The following is a 16,898-nucleotide window of genomic DNA, read 5'->3' on the forward strand; positions in this document are numbered from 1 at the left end:
GTTAGCGGGTAATGGTCGCGGAGGCGCTCGCGCCCGCCAGGTCCTGGTAGGTGTACTCGCCGGTGTCGGTCAGCTGCATTGCGACGGTGCCGCTGGTGATCTGAGCGGTCGTGGTCAGAGTGTACGTTGAGGTCACCTCGGTGAAGTACACCGGAACCTGCGATGCCAGCACCTGTGCGTAGTGCACGGGGCCGTTAGCGGTTGCGGTCAGGAAGTCCGCGGTGCGGATATCCAGCACACCGGTCCAGGTGTTGCCCTCAATGACCGGCTCGTAGAACTTCGCCGTGTAGGCCACACCGTTGAAGGCGCTCACTGCCGGGTTGTTGGTCTTGGCGCCGCCCTCGCTCTTGGCCAGCTCAGCTACCTCAGTGTCGTTGTCGGGGTCCCACAGCAGCGGGGCGGTGACGTCCTCAGCAGTGGGGAAGGTGAATTCGAAGGTCACCTGCAGGTGCGCGGAGCCGTACAGCCAGGTGCTGCCCTGGAACTCGCCCTTGGAGTTGATGGGGGCAGAAATCCACAGGCCGGCACCACCGTACAGGCCCGCACCGACGCTACCGCCGGGGGTGAAAGTGCCGCCGCCGGCGCTCTGCGGGCTCGTGGAGGTTGCAGTCTTGTTAGGCACCTGCACGGTGTAGGAGTCTAGGCCGTAGCGGGTATCGAAGTTATTGGAGGGGTTGGAGTTGAAGGCCTGGGTGAAGACACCGAACTGCAGGGTCGGGGTTTCCGGTACGTCGGTGGAGGCCGCGTAGGCGGGTACGGTCGCGGCGGTAGCGACGACAGGTGCGCTCCAGAGAGCACCCTTGATGAGGGAGCGGCGGTTTACGCCACGCTTGCCGGAAGTGGGGGTGCTGTAACTGGTCGGCTGTTGAGACATGTAATCTTTCTTTCTTTCACTGGTGAATACGGTGATGCGCGTGGGGCGAATTACTGATACTGTAGTGTAATTCAGCTCATCTTCAAAATTGTCTCAACTTTAAAGCAGGTTTTCTGCAAGCTCTTGCTAAAGCTCATGAAGTGACGCGACACAGCCCAAAGGCACCCCGCCAGCCTTGCAGAACAACGCACAGCCCATCCCGGGCGTGAACACCTAAGAACACTGCCGCCCACCTCCGCGTGCCCGTCACGGGTATCGCATCCTCACACCATCACGTTAAAGGACAGATTTATGGCCTCTCTGAAGCGCGCGCGTCTCGCGTTTGCCTCCCTGGCGGTCCTCTGCCTGGGCGCGGTCGCCGCCCCGGCAGCCAACGCCTACAACCCCGACATCGACGGTGACGGCATCCCCAACACCTGGGAGATGAAGGGCTACGATGCCGACGGCGACGGCAAGATTGACGTCGACTTCCCCGCAATGGGCGCCGACCCCAACCACAAGGACATCTTCGTTGAGATGGACTACATGCCCGGCCTGCTCCCCAGCGAAGAGGAACTGGACCGCATCACTAAGATTTACGCCGACCTGCCCATGCGTAACCCCGATGGTAGCGCCGGCGTGAACATTCACCTGGACGCCGGTAGCGCCCGCAGCGCCAAGTACAACCTCGGCGGCGGTAATGAAATCAGCCACCAGGCACTCGACAGCGAATTCAAGGCACTTAACCGGATCAAGGCCTCCGAGGGCAAGTTCAACCCCGCCCGCGAAGGCACCTTCCACTACGTCATCTGGGGCGACTACTACGACAACAGCACCTCCTCCGGCATCGCTAACTTTGGAGGCCGCAACCTCATGGTCACCGTCGGCCCGCACTTCTGGGGTAAAGCAAGCAGCGACATCCGCGTGGCCGTATTCGTGCACGAGCTCGGCCACAACCTGGCGCTGAGCCACGGCGGCTGGGACGAAATCAACTACAAGCCCAACTACCTGAGCGTCATGAACTACCAGTACACCCTCACCGGCGTGCCTATGGCCGACGGTAGCCGCTACTTTGGCTACTCCACCGCCGAGTACCGCATGTTGAACGAGGCGAAGCTCTACGAGGCACGCGGCTTCGGCCCCCGTGCCGCCGGGATGCTCTATAAGGGCAAGCCCGCCGACGGCCCCATCGACTTCAATGGTAACGGCAAGATCGATACCGAGCCGGTGTCCGTGGACCTGAACGGTGACGGCATGATCTCGAACCTGGGTGCGGCAAACGACCTGAAGATGATTCGCTTCCAGGCGACCGCGCATCCGGAGCGTGAGAAGGGTCCCCAGCGTATTGAGCCGAGCGGCATTACCGCCGAGTACGCCCGCTCCCTGGGCCTGATTAACTAGGCAGCTTCCGGGGCAAAAGGCCTTATCAGTACCGTTAAACAACAAGGTGCGGATACCGAATCATCATTCGGCATCCGCACCTTTGTGATGCATAGCGACCCCTACGCCGGGGCTGCACCGGAGCGCACCAACAAGCACGCCGAGGGGTGCCCCGAGGGAGGGGAGGAGACTAAGCCGCCTCGCGCTCCTCATCCTTCTTCACGCGGCCGGTTTCCACCAGCACCTGCGCGATGTGGCCCAGCGCCTCCTCGTTCTGCAGCGAGGAAACATCACCCAGGGGGCGGCCCTGGTACAGCTCACCCAGCAGACGGCGAGTAATCTTACCCGAACGGGTCTTCGGGATATCGGCAACCGCCACAACATCCTTGGGCTTAGCAATCGGGCCGATGTGCTCACGCACGTGCGCGGTCAAGGCCGCCTTCAGCTCGTCCTCGGTCAGGGCCTTACCCTCGTCGGTGAGCGTCACGTAGGCGACCGCCTGGTGACCGGTCAGATCGTCCTCCACGGGGCAGACGCCAGCCTCCACCACGGCCGGGTGAGTCACCAGAGCCGACTCAATTTCAATCGTGGACAGGCGGTGACCCGAAATGTTAATCACGTCATCAATACGGCCGAGGATGTACACGTTACCTTCCTCGTCTTCCTTCGCACCGTCACCGGCCAGGAACCAGCCGCGCTCGCCGTAGTGGCGCCAGTAGGAGTCCAGGAATCGCTGCGGGTTCTTCCACACGGTGCGGGCCATGGAGGGGCCAATCTTATCGACCACGATGAAGCCCTGCTTACCCGGCTCCACCGGGTCGCCGTGCTCATCCACCACGCGGGTGGACACACCCGGAACGGCGCGGGTAGCGCAACCGGGCAGGGGAGTGCAGTGCGGGGTGCCCTCCGGGTAGGTGCCGGCGGGGGCGAAGGCCGGGTCGTGCGGGCGCGGGGAGCACACGGTCGAACCGGTCTCGGACTGCCACCAGGTGTCGATGAAGGATGCGGTGCCACCACCCACGTGCTCGCGCAGCCAACGCCACGCCTCCGGGTTGATGGACTCACCCACCGAACCGAGCAGGCGCACGGTCGAGAAGTCGTACTTGCCGGGCTCCGGGCCGTTCGGGAACGCACCCATGAGGGAGCGAATCAAGGTCGGCGCGGTGTAGTAGTTGGTCACGCCGTAGCGTTCGATGACCTCGAAGTGGCGACCGTAGTGCGGGGTGTTCGGGGTACCCTCGTAAATCACCTCGGACACGCCGTTGACCAGCGGACCGTAGATTTCGTAGGTGTGCGCGGTAACCCAGGCGAGGTCGGCGGTGCACCAGTGGACGGTGGATTCTACCTTCTCGGGGTCGTTGACAGCCGACAGCTCGTCGGGGCGCAACACGCCGTTCTCGTCCACGTAATCCGGCAGCAGATCGTACAGTAGCGCGTGAGTGTACGCGGTCTGCACCAGGTATCCAGCCATCGTGTGCACCAGGCCCTTGGGCTTACCGGTCGTGCCGGAGGTGTAGATAATGAACAGCGGATCCTCGGCGTCGTGCAGTTCGTAGGCGTGGGTGTCCGGCTGGTCATCCACCAGGTCGTGGTACCAGACGTCGCGGCCTTCAGTCCACGGCACAGCTGCGTGCGCTACCGGATCGGAGGCGCTGGTGCGGTCCACCACGATGACGTGCTCGATGTTGTTCTCACCGGAGCATGCCTCGTCGGCGTTGACCTTCACGGGAACGACCTTGCCGCGGCGGTTCTGACCGTCGGTGGTGACGAGTACCTTCGCGCCGGTGTCCTCAACACGGAACTTCAGCGCCTCGGCGGAGAAACCGCCAAACACGAGGGAGTGAATCGCACCAATACGCGCGCAGGCCAGAGTGAAAATAATGGTTTCGGGGATGACGGGCAGGTAGATGACCACGCGGTCACCCTTACGCACGCCCAGAGACAGCAGACCGTTCGCTGCCTTCGCAATACGACGCTGCAACTCTGCGTAGGTGATGGCCTCACGGTCGCCGGGCTCACCCTCGAAGTAGAGGGCGACCTTGTCGCCGCGGCCGGCCTCCACGTGGCGGTCCACGCAGTTGTAGGTGACGTTGAGCTTACCGCCCTCGAACCACTTAATCTCAGGAATCGTGAACTGTTCGATGCCTTCTTCGTCGAAGCCGAGGGACTTCGGCTTCTCGAAGCGGTGCGCGGTGTGCCAGGGCTCAGCCCAGGTGAGGCGCTGTGCCTGCTTCTCCCAGAACGCTACGCGCGCCTCGTCAGATTCGAGTGCGGGGTTCGGGGTGGGGTTCAGTGGGTCGGTGAATGAAAAGGGGGTGGGCAGTCCCATATCTCTCCCATCGGTTGCTGGCATTAGCACCCTTGCTCGCGCTGCCTACTTGTGTGTGCGGATGCGCGAGGGGGTTGCTGCGACGTCATGGAGCCAGGTCTCTCGGTCGCTCTGGATGGTTTGCCTTCTTAGTAAAGCGCGCCGCGGGGCCTGATGCAAAGGTTCCCGTCATAAAAGGCACACTGTGTAGCGCTTCGTAATATAACGACATATTAAGAACCCCGCCCCGCGCTCACTACTGTGGGGCGCGGGACGGGGCACATCATCATCATTCAGTAGGCGACAGGTCTCCCCGCCGACTTCTTTTTCCGGCGCGTCGCAATGACTGACGCGCGGACATCTCTCCTGAAGGCTCAGGCGCGTGCTGAGCGTTGTGTTTAGCTGTGCGCTAGTGCCGGTGGCGCTAGTTGCTGGGATACTTTGCCTTAACCCAGCGCTCAAACAGGCCGACGAGGGCGTCGGTAATCTTGCCCAGGATGGCCAGCGCCACGATGGCGAGTAGCAGGCGGTCGGTGCGGCCGTTGTTCTGCGAGTCGGTCAGCAGGTAGCCCAGGCCCATGGAAGCGCCCAGCAGCTCGGCAGCGACCAGGAACAGCCACGCCTGAGCCAGCGCCAGACGCAGACCCGAGATGACGGCCGGCAGAACCGCCGGAAGCTGAACCGTGGTGAACAGGCGCAGGCCCTTCAGGCCGAAGGCGCGAGCCATCTCCACGAGCTTCGGGTCCACGTGGGCAAGGGCGGCGGAAACCGTGGTGTACACGGGGAAGAACGCACCGATGGCCACGAGGGTCACCTTCGAGTTCTCGCCGATACCAATCCACAGCAGAAGCAACGGGACCCACGCGAGCGAGGGGACCGCGCGCAGAGCGCCGATGGTCGGGGCAACAAACACGCGCACCGGGGCCGACAAGCCAATCAGCGATCCGAGTACCAGGCCGAGTACCGCGCCGATGCCGAAGCCAATCAGCACGCGCTGGGTCGAAATCGCGATATGACGGGCCAGCTCGCCGCGTTGCGCCAGCTCAATACCGGCGCTGACCACACGGTCGGGGGAAGGCAACTGGACCTGCGTAAATACGCCGTTGGTGCTCAGAACATACCAGAGCGCAATCAGTGCGATGGGCAGAATCAGGCCCAAGTACTGCTTACCCGCGAAGGGGTTCGAGGGAAGCTTCGGCGTCGGGAGTTTAGCCGCGCTCTCCTGCGCGGAGGCAATGGTTGCGGCGCTCATTACTTATCCACCGCCTTGGCGATCTTCTCGACTGCGGCGCTGTCAGCCTTCTTTGCGAACTGATCGTCCACGATGCTGTTCAGGGCCTTGTCCACGTCGGACTGGGAGGGGACGTCGCCGGACTCGACCAGAATCGGGCCCACACCCTTGAGTACCTCAACCTGCTTAGTGCCCGGAACCGGGTTGATGTCCAGGTGGGTGCGCTCCATGACGACTTGGGCGGTCTCGTGCTTAATGCCGGACTCCTCCTCCACGATCTTCACGGCCTCTTCGGGGTTCTTCTTGGCCCAGGCACGAGCGTACTCGTACACGTTCACGATGATCTGTGCGGCGGCCGGGTTGGACTGGATGAACTTCTCGGTGGCGTTCAGGAAACCGTAGGTGTTGAAGTCCAGATTGCGGTAGAAGAGCACGTCGCCGCTCTCCACCTCGGCAGCAGCCATAATCGGGTCCAGGCCGCTCCACGCGTTGACCTGGCCGTTGTCTAGTGCGGTGCGGCCGTCGGCGTGCTGCAGGTTCTGAATGTTCACGTCGGAGGCGGAAACGCCGGCCTGCTTGAGGGCCTGCAGGAGCAGGAAGTAGGGGTCGGTGCCCTTGGTGACGGCCACGCTCTTACCCTTCAGGTCGGTGACCTTGGTGATGCCCGAGTTCTTGCGGGTGACGAGCGCCGACCACTCGGGCTGCGAGTAGAGGCTGATGACCTTGATGGGGGAACCGTTCGCACGGGCCAGTAGCGCCGCTGAGCCTGCGGTGGAGCCGACGTCGATGTTGCCGCTGCGCAGCGCCTCGTTTGCCTTGTTCGAGCCGGCCGACTTGACCCACTCCACCTTCTTGCCCTCGGTGGACAGGGCGGTTTCGAGCCAGCCCTTCTTGCGGATAATCAGCGAGAGCGGGTTGTAGGTGGCGTAGTCAATGGTCACGGTGTCCTTGCCGCCGCCGGCTGCACCGGAGGCGTTGGGGGAGCCAGAACCTTCACCGGCGCAACCGCTGAGCAGGGTTGCGAAGGCGGCGGCTGCGGCCAGGGACTTGAGGGCGGTACGACGGGACGGGGAGAAAGTCATGATGGTTCTTTTCGCTTCTGAAGATGATGATGTGATGAGATGAGGAGCGCGGCCCGCAGGGTATAGCTAATTGGCTATATACCCTAGACGGCGCTAATACCGAGAGGGCTTGGGGCGGTTTAGACCGCAATTTCCTCCACGCCGAGCTCGGCAAGCAACTCGCTGCGCAACGCGGTGATTTCTGCATCAGCGCGGTCGCGGGGGTGAGCACGGTCAACGGTCACGATGCGCTGGATAGTCGCGGGGGCCTCCGGGGTGTCCTTACCGAGCACGATGACCCGGTCGGAGAGGTAGAGCGCCTCCTCCACGTCGTGGGTGACCAGCAGAATCGTGGTCGGGTCCTGGCGGTGTACGTCCAGCAGTAGGTCCTGCATGTTGATGCGGGTCAGCGCGTCGAGAGCACCGAAGGGCTCGTCGAGCAGCAGCACGCCGGGGGTGCGGGCGAGTGCTCGAGCCAGGGAGACGCGCTGCGCCATGCCGCCCGAAATTTCCTTGGGGCGGTGATCGGCATACTCGCTCAGACCGACGAGGCTCAGCAGGCGGGTCACGGTCGCCTCGCCCTCGGCCTTCTTAGTGCCCTGCGGCAGGCCGAGCGCCACGTTGTCGGCGACGGTGCGCCAGGGGAGCAGGCGCGGTTCCTGAAAACCAATGGCCACGCGGGGGTCGAGTCCGGTCACGGCCTTCTCACCGATGCGCACGGTGCCGGCGGTGATGCGGTTCAGGCCGGCCGCGGCGCGCAGGAGGGTGGACTTGCCGCATCCCGAGGAACCAATCACCGAGATGATTTCGCCGGGTTCGGCGGTGAAGGTGACCTCGCGCAGAACTTCGTGGGTTCCGCCGGATACCGCGAAGGACTGGCCTACAGTATCGAAGATGAGGGGCACTGCGGCGCTGGATACGCCGGCAGATGTTGCACTGTTGAGTGTCATAGTCACTTCCATCGTTCCTGGCGTTAGCACCGGCGGTGGGGATGCCGCTATCGGTTGCTGCGACGTCGTGGAGCCAGGTCTCTCGGTCGCTCTGGATGGTTTGCTTTACTCACCCTATGGGCTGTGCCACGCCGCAATCAACCCTATGGCCGCGTATGAATTTCTGTGACTCTTTATGTCGCATTTGTCACGAAATATTTCGGCTCTACGTCACAAAAATATTTTTTCGTCACAAACGTGCTCTCCCTCCCGCGTGCACCGTACACTCAAACCACGAGATCATGAGTCCCGGCGCTAAGCTCTGGCTGGCTGGGCGGCAACCCTCTCCCGTAGCGGGGTGCCCCAGATGATGATCTGGCCTCAACGTTACGAGGCAAGTACGGCGCGAACGCGCCACCTGCACGAAGGCCACCACCGAACGCAGAAGGCATCAGGAGGCGGCGCGCGGGGTGCAGGGTACAAACCGGATCGTCCCCGATCATTCGCGAAAGGAAAATCGATGGCTGAGCAGAAGAAGCGCATCGTAGTTAACGCATTCGAGATGACCTGCATCGGTCACCAGAGCTTCGACCTCTGGCGTCACCCGCGCTCCCGCGCAACCGAGTACAACACCATCAAGTACTGGACTGACTTGGCTAAGACCCTTGAGCGCGGCCTGTTTGACGCCGTGTTCATCGCTGACGTGGTCGGCATCTACGACGTGTACAAGAACTCTGCCGCTCCCGCCATCGAGGGTGCCGCTCAGGTTCCCGTGAATGACCCCGCAACCCAGATTTCTGCAATGGCTGCTGTGACCGAGCACCTCGGCTTTGGTGTGACTGCTGCCGCTACTTTCGAGCAGCCCTACACCCTGGCTCGCCGCTACGCCTCCCTCGACCACCTCACTGAGGGCCGTGTCGGCTTCAACGTTGTGACTTCTTACCTGCCGTCGGCTGCTGAGAACCAGGGCCTGCCCACCCAGATCCCGCACGACGAGCGCTACGACATCGCTGACGAGTTCCTGGACGTCTGCTACAAGCTGTGGGAAGGCTCCTGGGAAGACGGCGCAGTCATCAAGGACCGCGAGCGCGGCATCTACGCTGACCCCTCGAAGGTCCACCCGATTGGCCACAAGGGCAAGTACTTCTCCGTGCCCGGCATCTCCCTGACCGAGCCGAGCCCGCAGCGCACCCCCGTGATTTTCCAGGCTGGCGCATCCAGCCGCGGCCAGAAGTTCTCCGGCAAGCACGCTGAGGCTGTGTTCATTAGCGCCCTGCGCCCGGACCTGACCCGCGTCGTGACTGACCGTATTCGTGCCTCTGCTGAGGAGCAGGGCCGTAGCCGCGACGACGTGAAGATCCTCGCAATGCTCTCGGTCATCGTGGATGAGACCGAAGAGAAGGCAAAGGCAAAGTACGAGGATTACAAGAAGTACATCAACCTCGAATCTGCACAGGCCATTATCGGCGGCTGGTCCGGTGTTGACCTGTCCCAGTTCGACGAGGACGAGGTCCTGAACTACGTGCAGACCGAGTCGATTCAGTCCTTCCTGACCCCCTTCACCCTGCAGGCGAAGGACAAGAAGTGGACCCGTAAGGCTATCGCCGAGCACACCACCATCGGTGGCATGGGCGATGTCATTGTTGGTGACCCGGTTCAGGTTGCTGACGAGCTGGAGCGTTGGATCGATGAGGGTGGCCTGGACGGCATCAACCTTGCGTACCACGTCTCCCCGGGTTCCTTCGAGGACTTCATTGAGTACGTTGTGCCCGAGCTGCAGAAGCGCGGCCGCTACCGCACCGAGTACGAGGGCAACACCCTGCGTGAGAACATCTTCGGTAAGGGTCACACCAAGGTTGCTGACTCCCACCCGGCTGCTAAGTACCGCGGCGCATACGTGGGCAAGCCTTCGGCGGCTGACACCCCGGCTCGCGCAATTGCTGAATAAGCGTTGCCGCTGAAGCGTGCCGTGTAGGTTCGCTCAAACTTAACGATTGAAAACAAGAACGCCCGTTCTGCTGGAGGATTTGTATCCCCGGCTGAGCGGGCGTTTCTCTGCGCTGTGCCTTCTTGCCGCTGTGCTTTCTTGGTGCGGCGCGTTCCCTATACTGGTTGGCATGACTGAACTGAATCATGACGACCGCTGCCCCTGCTCGAGCGGCGAGGTGTACGGCGCCTGCTGCGGCAGGTTCCTGGGCGAGTTTGCTGCCTCCGGAACGCTGACTGCTCCCGCGCCGGAGCAGCTGATGCGCTCGCGTTTTACCGCCTTTGCGATTGGCGATGCGGCGTACCTGTTGGCGAGCTGGCATCCGAGTACTCGCCCGCCCGCCTTGGAGTTGGAGGATGATATCCGCTGGTACCGCCTGGATATTCTGGGTGCTTCGGGCGGCCCGTTTGACGCCTCCGGCACGGTGGAGTTTATCGCCTACTACCGGTCGGTGCCGGACACCCCTGCGGAGGAGCGGGTGAAGGGCAGCATGCATGAGCTGTCGCGCTTTGAGAAGGTGGACGGCGCCTGGTTCTACGTGGACGGCGACGTCCGCTAAATCTCGTCACTTTCCCTGCCTCTCGTACGTGCAGAGGGCAGGCATAAAAGAAATGGCAGAATCATTCCGAAACCGGAACGATTCTGCCATTCTTTGTTTTGGTTAGCTTCTGTCTTTTAGAAGCTTTTCAAAGTCAATCTGAAATATCAGCCAGACCTAGCCATGAGGCACGCTCAGCCCCAATAGCAGGAATCAAAATAGGGGATGCGGTCATGACTAAGACGCTTTCTTGAAAACAGAATCTTGAAGAATGCGCTCTGCCTCAGCGGAGCTTCGCGGATCCCCCAAATCTAGAAGATCTACCGCCACATGCAAGGGCAGAATATGGGGCGGCTCATCGCATTCACGCAAGATAATGTTCGCCGAATCTACAGACGCCGGAAGCAGGTTGTACAGAAAAATGATGTTCTCTAAATCCTGGCTTGAAACATATGCATCAACCATTGAGCCGTACACCTGAGAAATATCGCTACTAATGCCGGTAAGCGACAATGCAGAGTCTTCCAAAATTGCAGGAATCTCAGCGGGAGGAGCCTGCAGATGATGCACTTTCAGACCGCGGCGGGCTCGGTATCGCTCAACAGACGCAGGTCCTTGCACCTGAATTGCTGAGGCGCGTTCTTTTGCCCTGCGGCGTTCCTCAGCAGATAAAACAGATGACTGGCCATCGCAGTAACGCGCCAAAGCATTGAATGCCTCGAAGGAAATAGGGCGGCCAGCATTACTGCGGTGCGCAGCGGGAAGAGCGTCGACAACCCAGCGGCTTCCCAATTTACGCCCTTGGAGCATTCCACGTTCTAGGCGGGCGCGCACGCTTCGCTCTGAAACCTGAGCTTCTTGAGCATACTCTTGAACGGACATCATGGCAGAATCATACCGGAAACGGAATGATTCTGCCATGAATTTGCGCCCGCGCCCAGTCGCGATAAGGAACCTGCACGGGCGAACCAGGTACACAAAAGGCAGGCCCTTCGGCAGCTTGAAAACTTACATTCTCAGCCGCCTCAGGAACCTGCCCTCAGCAAATATGTAGACTGTTGGACTTAGCTAGTCCAGCCGTTAATGATGCCCATACCGAAGTAGATTACGAACACCGCGGAGACCAGGTACATCAGCCAGTGAACGTCCTTACCGCGGCCCTGCACCAGGCGAATGAAAGTGTACGCCACGAAGCCGGCACCAATACCGTTCGCAATCGAGTACGACAGCGGCATGAAAATAATGGTCAGGAACGCCGGAATACCCAGACCCCAGTCAGTCCAGTCGATGTTCACGGCCTGGCGGATCATCAGGAAGCCGACCACGACCAGCGCCGGAGCAACCGCCTCGAAAGGAACGATGGTGACCAGCGGCGAAATGAAAATCGCCAGCAGGAACAGCACACCGGTCACAATGTTCGCAAAGCCGGTGCGTGCACCCGCACCAATACCGGTAGCGGACTCCACGAAGATCTGGTTCGCCGAACCGGACGCGCCACCACCAACAACGGAACCGAAAGCGTCCACGAGCAGGACCTTGTCAATGTCCTCAACCTTGCCGTCCTTCATGGTGCCGGCCTCGGCGGCAAGACCAACCGAAACGCCCATCGCGTCGAAGAACACGGACAGCAGAATGGTGAACACCAGCAGCGACGCAGCCAGCGGACCGATGTGGGAGAACGCGCCGAACAAGTCAGTGGAACCGATGAGGGAGAAGTCCGGGGTGGTGAACTTCAGGTCAGCCAGGGAGGGCACGTTCAGGGACCAGCCGGTTGCAGCCTTCTGTACAGAACCGGAGGGGACAACCGCCTCCAGAATCAGGGACAGCGCGGTGGAGGCGAGCACGCCCCACAGGATTGCGCCCTTCACGTTGCGGATAAACAGGGCGATGGTGAAGAACAGACCGAAGAGGAAGACGAGAGTGGGCCAGCCGAGCAGGTGACCACCTGCGCCGAGGCTCACCGGAACGGTGGTGCCAGCTGCGTCAGGCATGCGGCGGATAATGCCGGAGTCGACCAGACCGATAAAGGAAATGAAGAAACCGATACCCACCACGATCGCGGTCTTGAGCGACTCGGGAACCGCCTCAAACACCGCGGTACGGAAGCCGGTGAGCACCAGAACGGTCATGATCAGACCGGCAAGAACGACCAGGCCCATGATGTCTGCCCAGGTCAGGTTCGGGGTGGTGGCAATGGTGGAGGCGAGCAGCGCGTTCACGCCCAGGCCAGCCGCCATGGCGAAGGGCTGCTTGGCGATAACACCCATGAGGATGGTCATCACGCCGGCAACCAGCGCGGTCACAGCCGCGACGGGTGCGATACCGAGGGTGCGTTCGGAGGCGTCAGCACCGGTACCGATGACGAGGGGGTTCAGCACCACGATGTAGCTCATGGCGAAGAATGCGGCGAGGCCGCCGCGGAATTCTGCGGCGATGGAGGAGCCGCGTTCGGAAATCTTGAAGTAGCGGTCGAGTGCGCTGGTGGGCGCTGCCGCCTTCTGGGGTTCAGACATGTGAGGATCCGTTGATGTTGTTCGGTGTGTACTGTTGCGCCGCCGGTTTCGCGGGTGAAGCCCGCGGACTAGGCTCATAACCGGGCGCCACAATGGTTCAACCATTGTAGGCGCCGCCTCCTAGCTTGTGCCGTTGAAACGCGTTGTGTGCGACGGTTCAGTCGGTGATGTGGTGTTTCCCCGCTCCGGCAGCTAGGTCGGCAACGGGGAAGAGAATAGCTCAGGGCGGGGCGCCGACACCCGAAGGTGCCGGTACCCCGCCCTGCTGGTGCCCGCCTCCACGTGGGAGGGTGAGGCACCCGATGTATTTAGTGCATCCAGCCGGTAATCAGGCCGTTAGCGAAGAAGATGAGGAACACTGCGGAAACCACGTACATGAGCCAGTGAACTTCCTTGCCGCGACCCTGCACCAGGCGGATGAAGACGTAGGACAGGAAGCCTGCGCCGATACCGTCCGCGATGGAGTAGGACAGGGGCATGAAGATGATGGTCATGAACGCGGGGATACCCAGACCCCAGTCGTTCCAGTCGATGTTCACTGCCTGTCGGATCATCAGGAAGCCAACGAACACCATTGCGGGTGCAACAGCCTCGAAGGGGACGATGGTGACCAGCGGGGACAGGAAGATAGCGATCAGGAACAGCACACCGGTGACGATGTTTGCGAAGCCGGTGCGTGCGCCCGCGCCGATACCGGTTGCGGACTCCACGAAGATCTGGCTCGAGGAGGAGGAGGTGCCACCGCCGGCTACGGAGCCGAGGGCGTCCACGAGCAGGACCTTGTCGACGTTCTCGATCTGGCCGTCCTTGATGGTGCCTGCCTCGGTCGCAAGACCGACGGAGGTGCCCATTGCGTCGAAGAACGCGGAGATGAGGATGGTGAAGATCAGCAGAACTGCAGCCATGCCGCCGAGGGTGCCGAAGGCACCGAACAGGTCAGCGGAGCCGAACAGGGAGAAGTTGGGCAGCTTGCTGGTGTTGGAGTCCCAGACGGGGACGTTCAGAGACCAGCCGGTGGGGGACTTAACCGAGCTGCCGGAGGGCACGACCTGCTCCAGGATGATGGAGAGGGCGGTGGAGGCGAGCACGCCGTAGAGGATTGCACCCTTCACATTGCGGATGAACAGCGCAATGGTGAGGAACAGGCCGAAGAGGAAGACCAGGGTGGGCCAGCCGAGTAGGTGGCCGCTCACGCCGAAGGAGACAGGCACGGTGGTGCCGGCTGCGTCGGGCATACGGCGGATGATACCCGCGTTAACGAGGCCGATGAAGGCGATGAAGAAGCCGATACCGACGACGATTGCGACCTTGAGCGATTCGGGGACCGCGTTGAACACTGCGGTGCGGAAGCCGGTCAGCACGAGGATGGTCATCAGCACACCCGCCCAGACGACCAGACCCATGATGGCGGGCCAGGTCAGGTTGGGGGTGGAGGCGATGGTGGTTGCCAGCAGCGCGTTCACGCCGAGGCCTGCGGCCATGGCGAAGGGCTGCTTGGCGACGACGCCCATGAGGATGGTCATGACGCCTGCGACCAGTGCGGTCATTGCGGCGACCTGCGGCACGCCGAGCGTGTTGCCGGATGCGTCCTTGCCGAGGCCGATGATGAGGGGGTTCAGCACGACGATGTAGCTCATCGCGAAGAAGGTGGCGAGGCCGCCGCGGAATTCGGCGGCGATGGTGGAGCCTCGCTCAGTGATTTTGAAGTAACGGTCCAGTGCGCCCTTGGCTTCTGCCTTGGGGGTCTGGGGAGCCGCGGTGTTCTCAGAAGACATTCGTGAAAATCCGTAGATACTCGTAGTCGGGGCGTGACTCGGGGTTCCGAGCCCGCATAAGAAAAGCGTCACGTCCCGCAAAGTGGGATGTGACGCTGTTGTTACCACGATATTTTACGGTTAAAGGTATTTTCTACGCTAGTTCAGCAAACTCTCAGCTTTCGTTCAGGAAGCCTGGTAAGGCACGGTAAAAACTCTAAAATCCGCTGACTAGTAAAAAAATATATGTCATGAATCTAAATAATTCGAAAATCTATACCATTTAGGCTATGAAGGTGGTAGTCTTCTAGCACCAGGCCTGGGGCGGTGAAGTTTTATACCCGCCCGCTACAGACGGGGATTCAACGATGAAAAATGCTCTGAGAGTGTGCGCAATATTGTGCACAGTTCTGACCTTTCTGCTGGGTAGCGCCCTCATCTCTGTCCTGGAGACGCAGACTCCTCTGGGTACCAATGCGCAGGCACAGCTTTCTCTGCGTGCTTCGCAACAGTCTAAGTCTGAGCTGATTCAGAACTTTGATGCTCTGGTGGATCGCTACGCCGCCGATGGCGCCCAGCTACTCAAGGTGGTCGCCGACCCCGAAGATTTCTGGCACGGAAAATCCGTCTACGTGTTTGGGGCGAATTCACTGAGCTCTGACGGTGAAACTATCGATTGGTTCGACCCGGATAAGCACGGGAAAAAATATCCGTCACGAGCACTCGGGGATTCTTCGCTTGACGGCCAATACGCGCTAGCGGGTAGCCAAGAATTTGTGCGTGCTTTTGAAAACCTTGCCCGTGAACAAGGCATGGATGTTAAAGTTACCTCCGTTAACCCGGTGCGTGTTGTCTACGGGGCTGTTACTTCTTCGGGCTCTCTGACGAGCCTTATCTGCCTCGCTGTGCTCTTCTGTACCGCAATCATGGGGTGGTTGTCGGTCCGTTCGCGAACTCAGAATATTCTGCTTCTGAACGGATACTCCCCGCAGCGTCTGCAGCTAAGGGATGCACAAGATCTCCTGCTCCTGGCGCTACCTCCTGCAGCGGTAACAGCATTGTGCATGGGGTGTGTAGAGGGGTTCGTGTACGGCGTGGCGCATCTTCCTCAACTGATGGGGGTTACGGCACTGATCTTTGCCGTGTTTACCGTTCTCATGCTGGTTGCTCTACTGCTTATCAACCTCATGACTTGGCCGAGCATTAATGCTGTGGGACGTAGGGAACCGGCGTATCAACGTTTTACAGTTCCGAGTGCAATCGCTAAGTATGCTGTGGTGGTTTTAGTGGCGTGCACTATTCCGGGTCTGGTCTCAAGCGCTCAAGTGAGTTTGGGTAGGAGCGATTCGGCGGCTGGCTGGTCTCTTCTTTCTGACCAGTACACCTTACGTGTGAACGTGCCTGAAGCGACGATACGGGATGAACAAGCGCTCGCCTCCTACGACCAGGCCACAGTGCGTGCTTTAGGTTCTCTTGAATCACGGAACGGTGTCCTCCTGTCCTATGCGTTAGAAAACGTTAAGGGTTTGGAGGGTAGCGGATACGATGGCGCTCTTATGGTGAACCGCGCCTATGTGGACCTTCTTCAGCAGCGTCTTGGCTTGTCGTTCAAGAAGGTTGAGGATAGCAGCTTCCCTGGATCTCAGTCTTTGCGTGCAGAGTATTCTTTCCACCAGAAGGACCGCGAGGATCGCGGATTTACTCTGCTCACTGTGGAGGATAAAACCAGCTCGTCGGGGGTAACGGTGCCTGCTTTGAGCTCTCAGGATTCACGGCTCCTGAACTATAAAAAGCCTGTTCTTGTGGTAACCGAATCGGCGACTCAGAATCTACAACCTTCCTTTATTTCTGCGGCCTTGACTACCGGTAACATCATGGTCTCTCAGCCTGCGTCTGTACGGGCTGCCTACAACGCTGAGGAAATTGGGCAGACCCTACTTTCTGTGGACCGCGCGGGAGAGGAACACCTTTACATCGCGCAGCTGGAACGTAACCAGTATGTTGCGTATCTTGTGGGTCTAGCAATTCTCTGTGCGGCACTCGTTATTGGTACAGCAATTAATACGTACATTACCCTTGCGGCTCGTGCTCGTAATGATTTTGTTTTGCGCACTGCTGGTCTGCCTCTTAGAACAATTTTTAGTGGGTACCTTCTGAAGGAAGCCTGCATTGTGTGCCTTTGCTCTGCTGCTGGGTTGGTACTTCTTCTGGTGCAGGGAGCAGAGTACGCTTTTTCAGCGTTGGCGGCACCGCTGTTGTACGGCACTATTCTGGCGCTGGTGCTGAGACTGAGTTTTAACCGTATCTTCACCGCGACGGTTCACCGTCGTCACGTATAGGAGTG

General features: G+C 60.4%; 12 protein-coding genes and 3 riboswitches. Of the genes, 4 read left to right on the forward strand and 8 right to left on the reverse strand.

Annotation, left to right across the window (positions count from 1 at the left end):
- Window position 1 precedes the first annotated feature (1 nt).
- On the reverse strand, window positions 2-874 hold the full coding sequence (locus JX292_RS06150; RefSeq protein ID WP_204862611.1) for a transcriptional initiation protein Tat: 873 nt from the start codon (window positions 872-874) through the stop codon (window positions 2-4).
- Between the two features lie 291 nt (window positions 875-1,165).
- Here JX292_RS06150 and JX292_RS06155 point away from each other — a divergent pair, with 291 nt between their 5' ends.
- Window positions 1,166-2,254: a C4-dicarboxylate ABC transporter substrate-binding protein gene (locus JX292_RS06155; protein WP_204862612.1), complete on the forward strand. Its 1,089-nt coding sequence runs from the start codon at window positions 1,166-1,168 to the stop codon at window positions 2,252-2,254.
- Window positions 2,255-2,423: 169 nt separating this feature from the next.
- Here JX292_RS06155 and JX292_RS06160 read toward each other — a convergent pair whose 3' ends face one another.
- From JX292_RS06160 to JX292_RS06175, 4 genes are all read right to left on the reverse strand, one after another.
- Window positions 2,424-4,562 (reverse strand): AMP-binding protein, encoded by a 2,139-nt coding sequence (locus tag JX292_RS06160; protein WP_204862615.1) that lies wholly within the window; start codon window positions 4,560-4,562, stop codon window positions 2,424-2,426.
- A 4-nt stretch (window positions 4,563-4,566) separates the two neighbouring features.
- A riboswitch (SAM riboswitch) is annotated at window positions 4,567-4,684 on the reverse strand.
- Window positions 4,685-4,965: 281 nt separating this feature from the next.
- Window positions 4,966-5,793, reverse strand: coding sequence for an ABC transporter permease (locus tag JX292_RS06165; RefSeq protein ID WP_204862617.1), 828 nt, complete (start codon window positions 5,791-5,793; stop codon window positions 4,966-4,968).
- Window positions 5,793-6,854, reverse strand: a complete 1,062-nt coding sequence (locus tag JX292_RS06170; protein ID WP_204862625.1) for an aliphatic sulfonate ABC transporter substrate-binding protein — start codon at window positions 6,852-6,854, stop codon at window positions 5,793-5,795. The genes JX292_RS06165 and JX292_RS06170 overlap by 1 nt, the downstream gene beginning before the upstream one ends.
- Before the next feature lie 119 nt (window positions 6,855-6,973).
- Complete coding sequence (locus JX292_RS06175) at window positions 6,974-7,783, reverse strand: ABC transporter ATP-binding protein (protein WP_204862627.1); 810 nt, start codon at window positions 7,781-7,783, stop codon at window positions 6,974-6,976.
- Window positions 7,784-7,788: 5 nt separating this feature from the next.
- Window positions 7,789-7,885, reverse strand: a riboswitch (SAM riboswitch).
- A gap of 175 nt (window positions 7,886-8,060) precedes the next feature.
- Window positions 8,061-8,169: riboswitch (SAM riboswitch) on the forward strand.
- 113 nt (window positions 8,170-8,282) lie between these two features.
- Between JX292_RS06175 and JX292_RS06180 the strand changes: the two genes are divergently transcribed.
- Both JX292_RS06180 and JX292_RS06185 read left to right on the forward strand, forming a co-directional pair.
- A complete protein-coding gene (locus JX292_RS06180; RefSeq protein WP_204862629.1) occupies window positions 8,283-9,710 on the forward strand; it encodes an LLM class flavin-dependent oxidoreductase in 1,428 nt (475 codons plus the stop codon).
- A 169-nt stretch (window positions 9,711-9,879) separates the two neighbouring features.
- Window positions 9,880-10,308: a YchJ family protein gene (locus JX292_RS06185; protein WP_204862631.1), complete on the forward strand. Its 429-nt coding sequence runs from the start codon at window positions 9,880-9,882 to the stop codon at window positions 10,306-10,308.
- Window positions 10,309-10,524: 216 nt separating this feature from the next.
- On the opposite strand, the gene JX292_RS06190 is transcribed toward JX292_RS06185, so the two are convergent.
- The 3 genes from JX292_RS06190 to JX292_RS06200 all read right to left on the reverse strand — a co-directional run bounded on the left by JX292_RS06190 (window position 10,525) and on the right by JX292_RS06200 (window position 14,575).
- On the reverse strand, window positions 10,525-11,208 hold the full coding sequence (locus tag JX292_RS06190) for a hypothetical protein (protein WP_204862633.1): 684 nt from the start codon (window positions 11,206-11,208) through the stop codon (window positions 10,525-10,527).
- A 143-nt stretch (window positions 11,209-11,351) separates the two neighbouring features.
- Window positions 11,352-12,800 carry an NCS2 family permease gene (locus JX292_RS06195; RefSeq protein ID WP_204862635.1) on the reverse strand — a complete coding sequence of 483 codons (1,449 nt, stop codon included), beginning with the start codon at window positions 12,798-12,800 and terminating at the stop codon, window positions 11,352-11,354.
- Window positions 12,801-13,108: 308 nt separating this feature from the next.
- Window positions 13,109-14,575, reverse strand: coding sequence for an NCS2 family permease (locus JX292_RS06200; protein ID WP_204862637.1), 1,467 nt, complete (start codon window positions 14,573-14,575; stop codon window positions 13,109-13,111).
- 347 nt (window positions 14,576-14,922) lie between these two features.
- On the opposite strand from JX292_RS06200, the gene JX292_RS06205 reads away from it, so the two are divergent.
- Window positions 14,923-16,893 (forward strand): hypothetical protein, encoded by a 1,971-nt coding sequence (locus JX292_RS06205; RefSeq protein ID WP_204862639.1) that lies wholly within the window; start codon window positions 14,923-14,925, stop codon window positions 16,891-16,893.
- Window positions 16,894-16,898 lie beyond the last annotated feature (5 nt).

This window comes from Rothia mucilaginosa, assembly GCF_901875305.1.
GTDB lineage: Bacteria > Actinomycetota > Actinomycetes > Actinomycetales > Micrococcaceae > Rothia.

Bases quoted from the DNA above. Each gene is read 5' to 3' on its own strand.
- JX292_RS06150 (WP_204862611.1), bottom strand. From the start codon at position 874: ATGTCTCAACAGCCGACCAGTTACAGCACCCCCACTTCCGGCAAGCGT.
- JX292_RS06155 (WP_204862612.1), top strand. From the start codon at position 1,166: ATGGCCTCTCTGAAGCGCGCGCGTCTCGCGTTTGCCTCCCTGGCGGTC.
- JX292_RS06160 (WP_204862615.1), bottom strand. From the start codon at position 4,562: ATGGGACTGCCCACCCCCTTTTCATTCACCGACCCACTGAACCCCACC.
- JX292_RS06165 (WP_204862617.1), bottom strand. From the start codon at position 5,793: ATGAGCGCCGCAACCATTGCCTCCGCGCAGGAGAGCGCGGCTAAACTC.
- JX292_RS06170 (WP_204862625.1), bottom strand. From the start codon at position 6,854: ATGACTTTCTCCCCGTCCCGTCGTACCGCCCTCAAGTCCCTGGCCGCA.
- JX292_RS06175 (WP_204862627.1), bottom strand. From the start codon at position 7,783: ATGACACTCAACAGTGCAACATCTGCCGGCGTATCCAGCGCCGCAGTG.
- JX292_RS06180 (WP_204862629.1), top strand. From the start codon at position 8,283: ATGGCTGAGCAGAAGAAGCGCATCGTAGTTAACGCATTCGAGATGACC.
- JX292_RS06185 (WP_204862631.1), top strand. From the start codon at position 9,880: ATGACTGAACTGAATCATGACGACCGCTGCCCCTGCTCGAGCGGCGAG.
- JX292_RS06190 (WP_204862633.1), bottom strand. From the start codon at position 11,208: ATGGCAGAATCATTCCGTTTCCGGTATGATTCTGCCATGATGTCCGTT.
- JX292_RS06195 (WP_204862635.1), bottom strand. From the start codon at position 12,800: ATGTCTGAACCCCAGAAGGCGGCAGCGCCCACCAGCGCACTCGACCGC.
- JX292_RS06200 (WP_204862637.1), bottom strand. From the start codon at position 14,575: ATGTCTTCTGAGAACACCGCGGCTCCCCAGACCCCCAAGGCAGAAGCC.
- JX292_RS06205 (WP_204862639.1), top strand. From the start codon at position 14,923: ATGAAAAATGCTCTGAGAGTGTGCGCAATATTGTGCACAGTTCTGACC.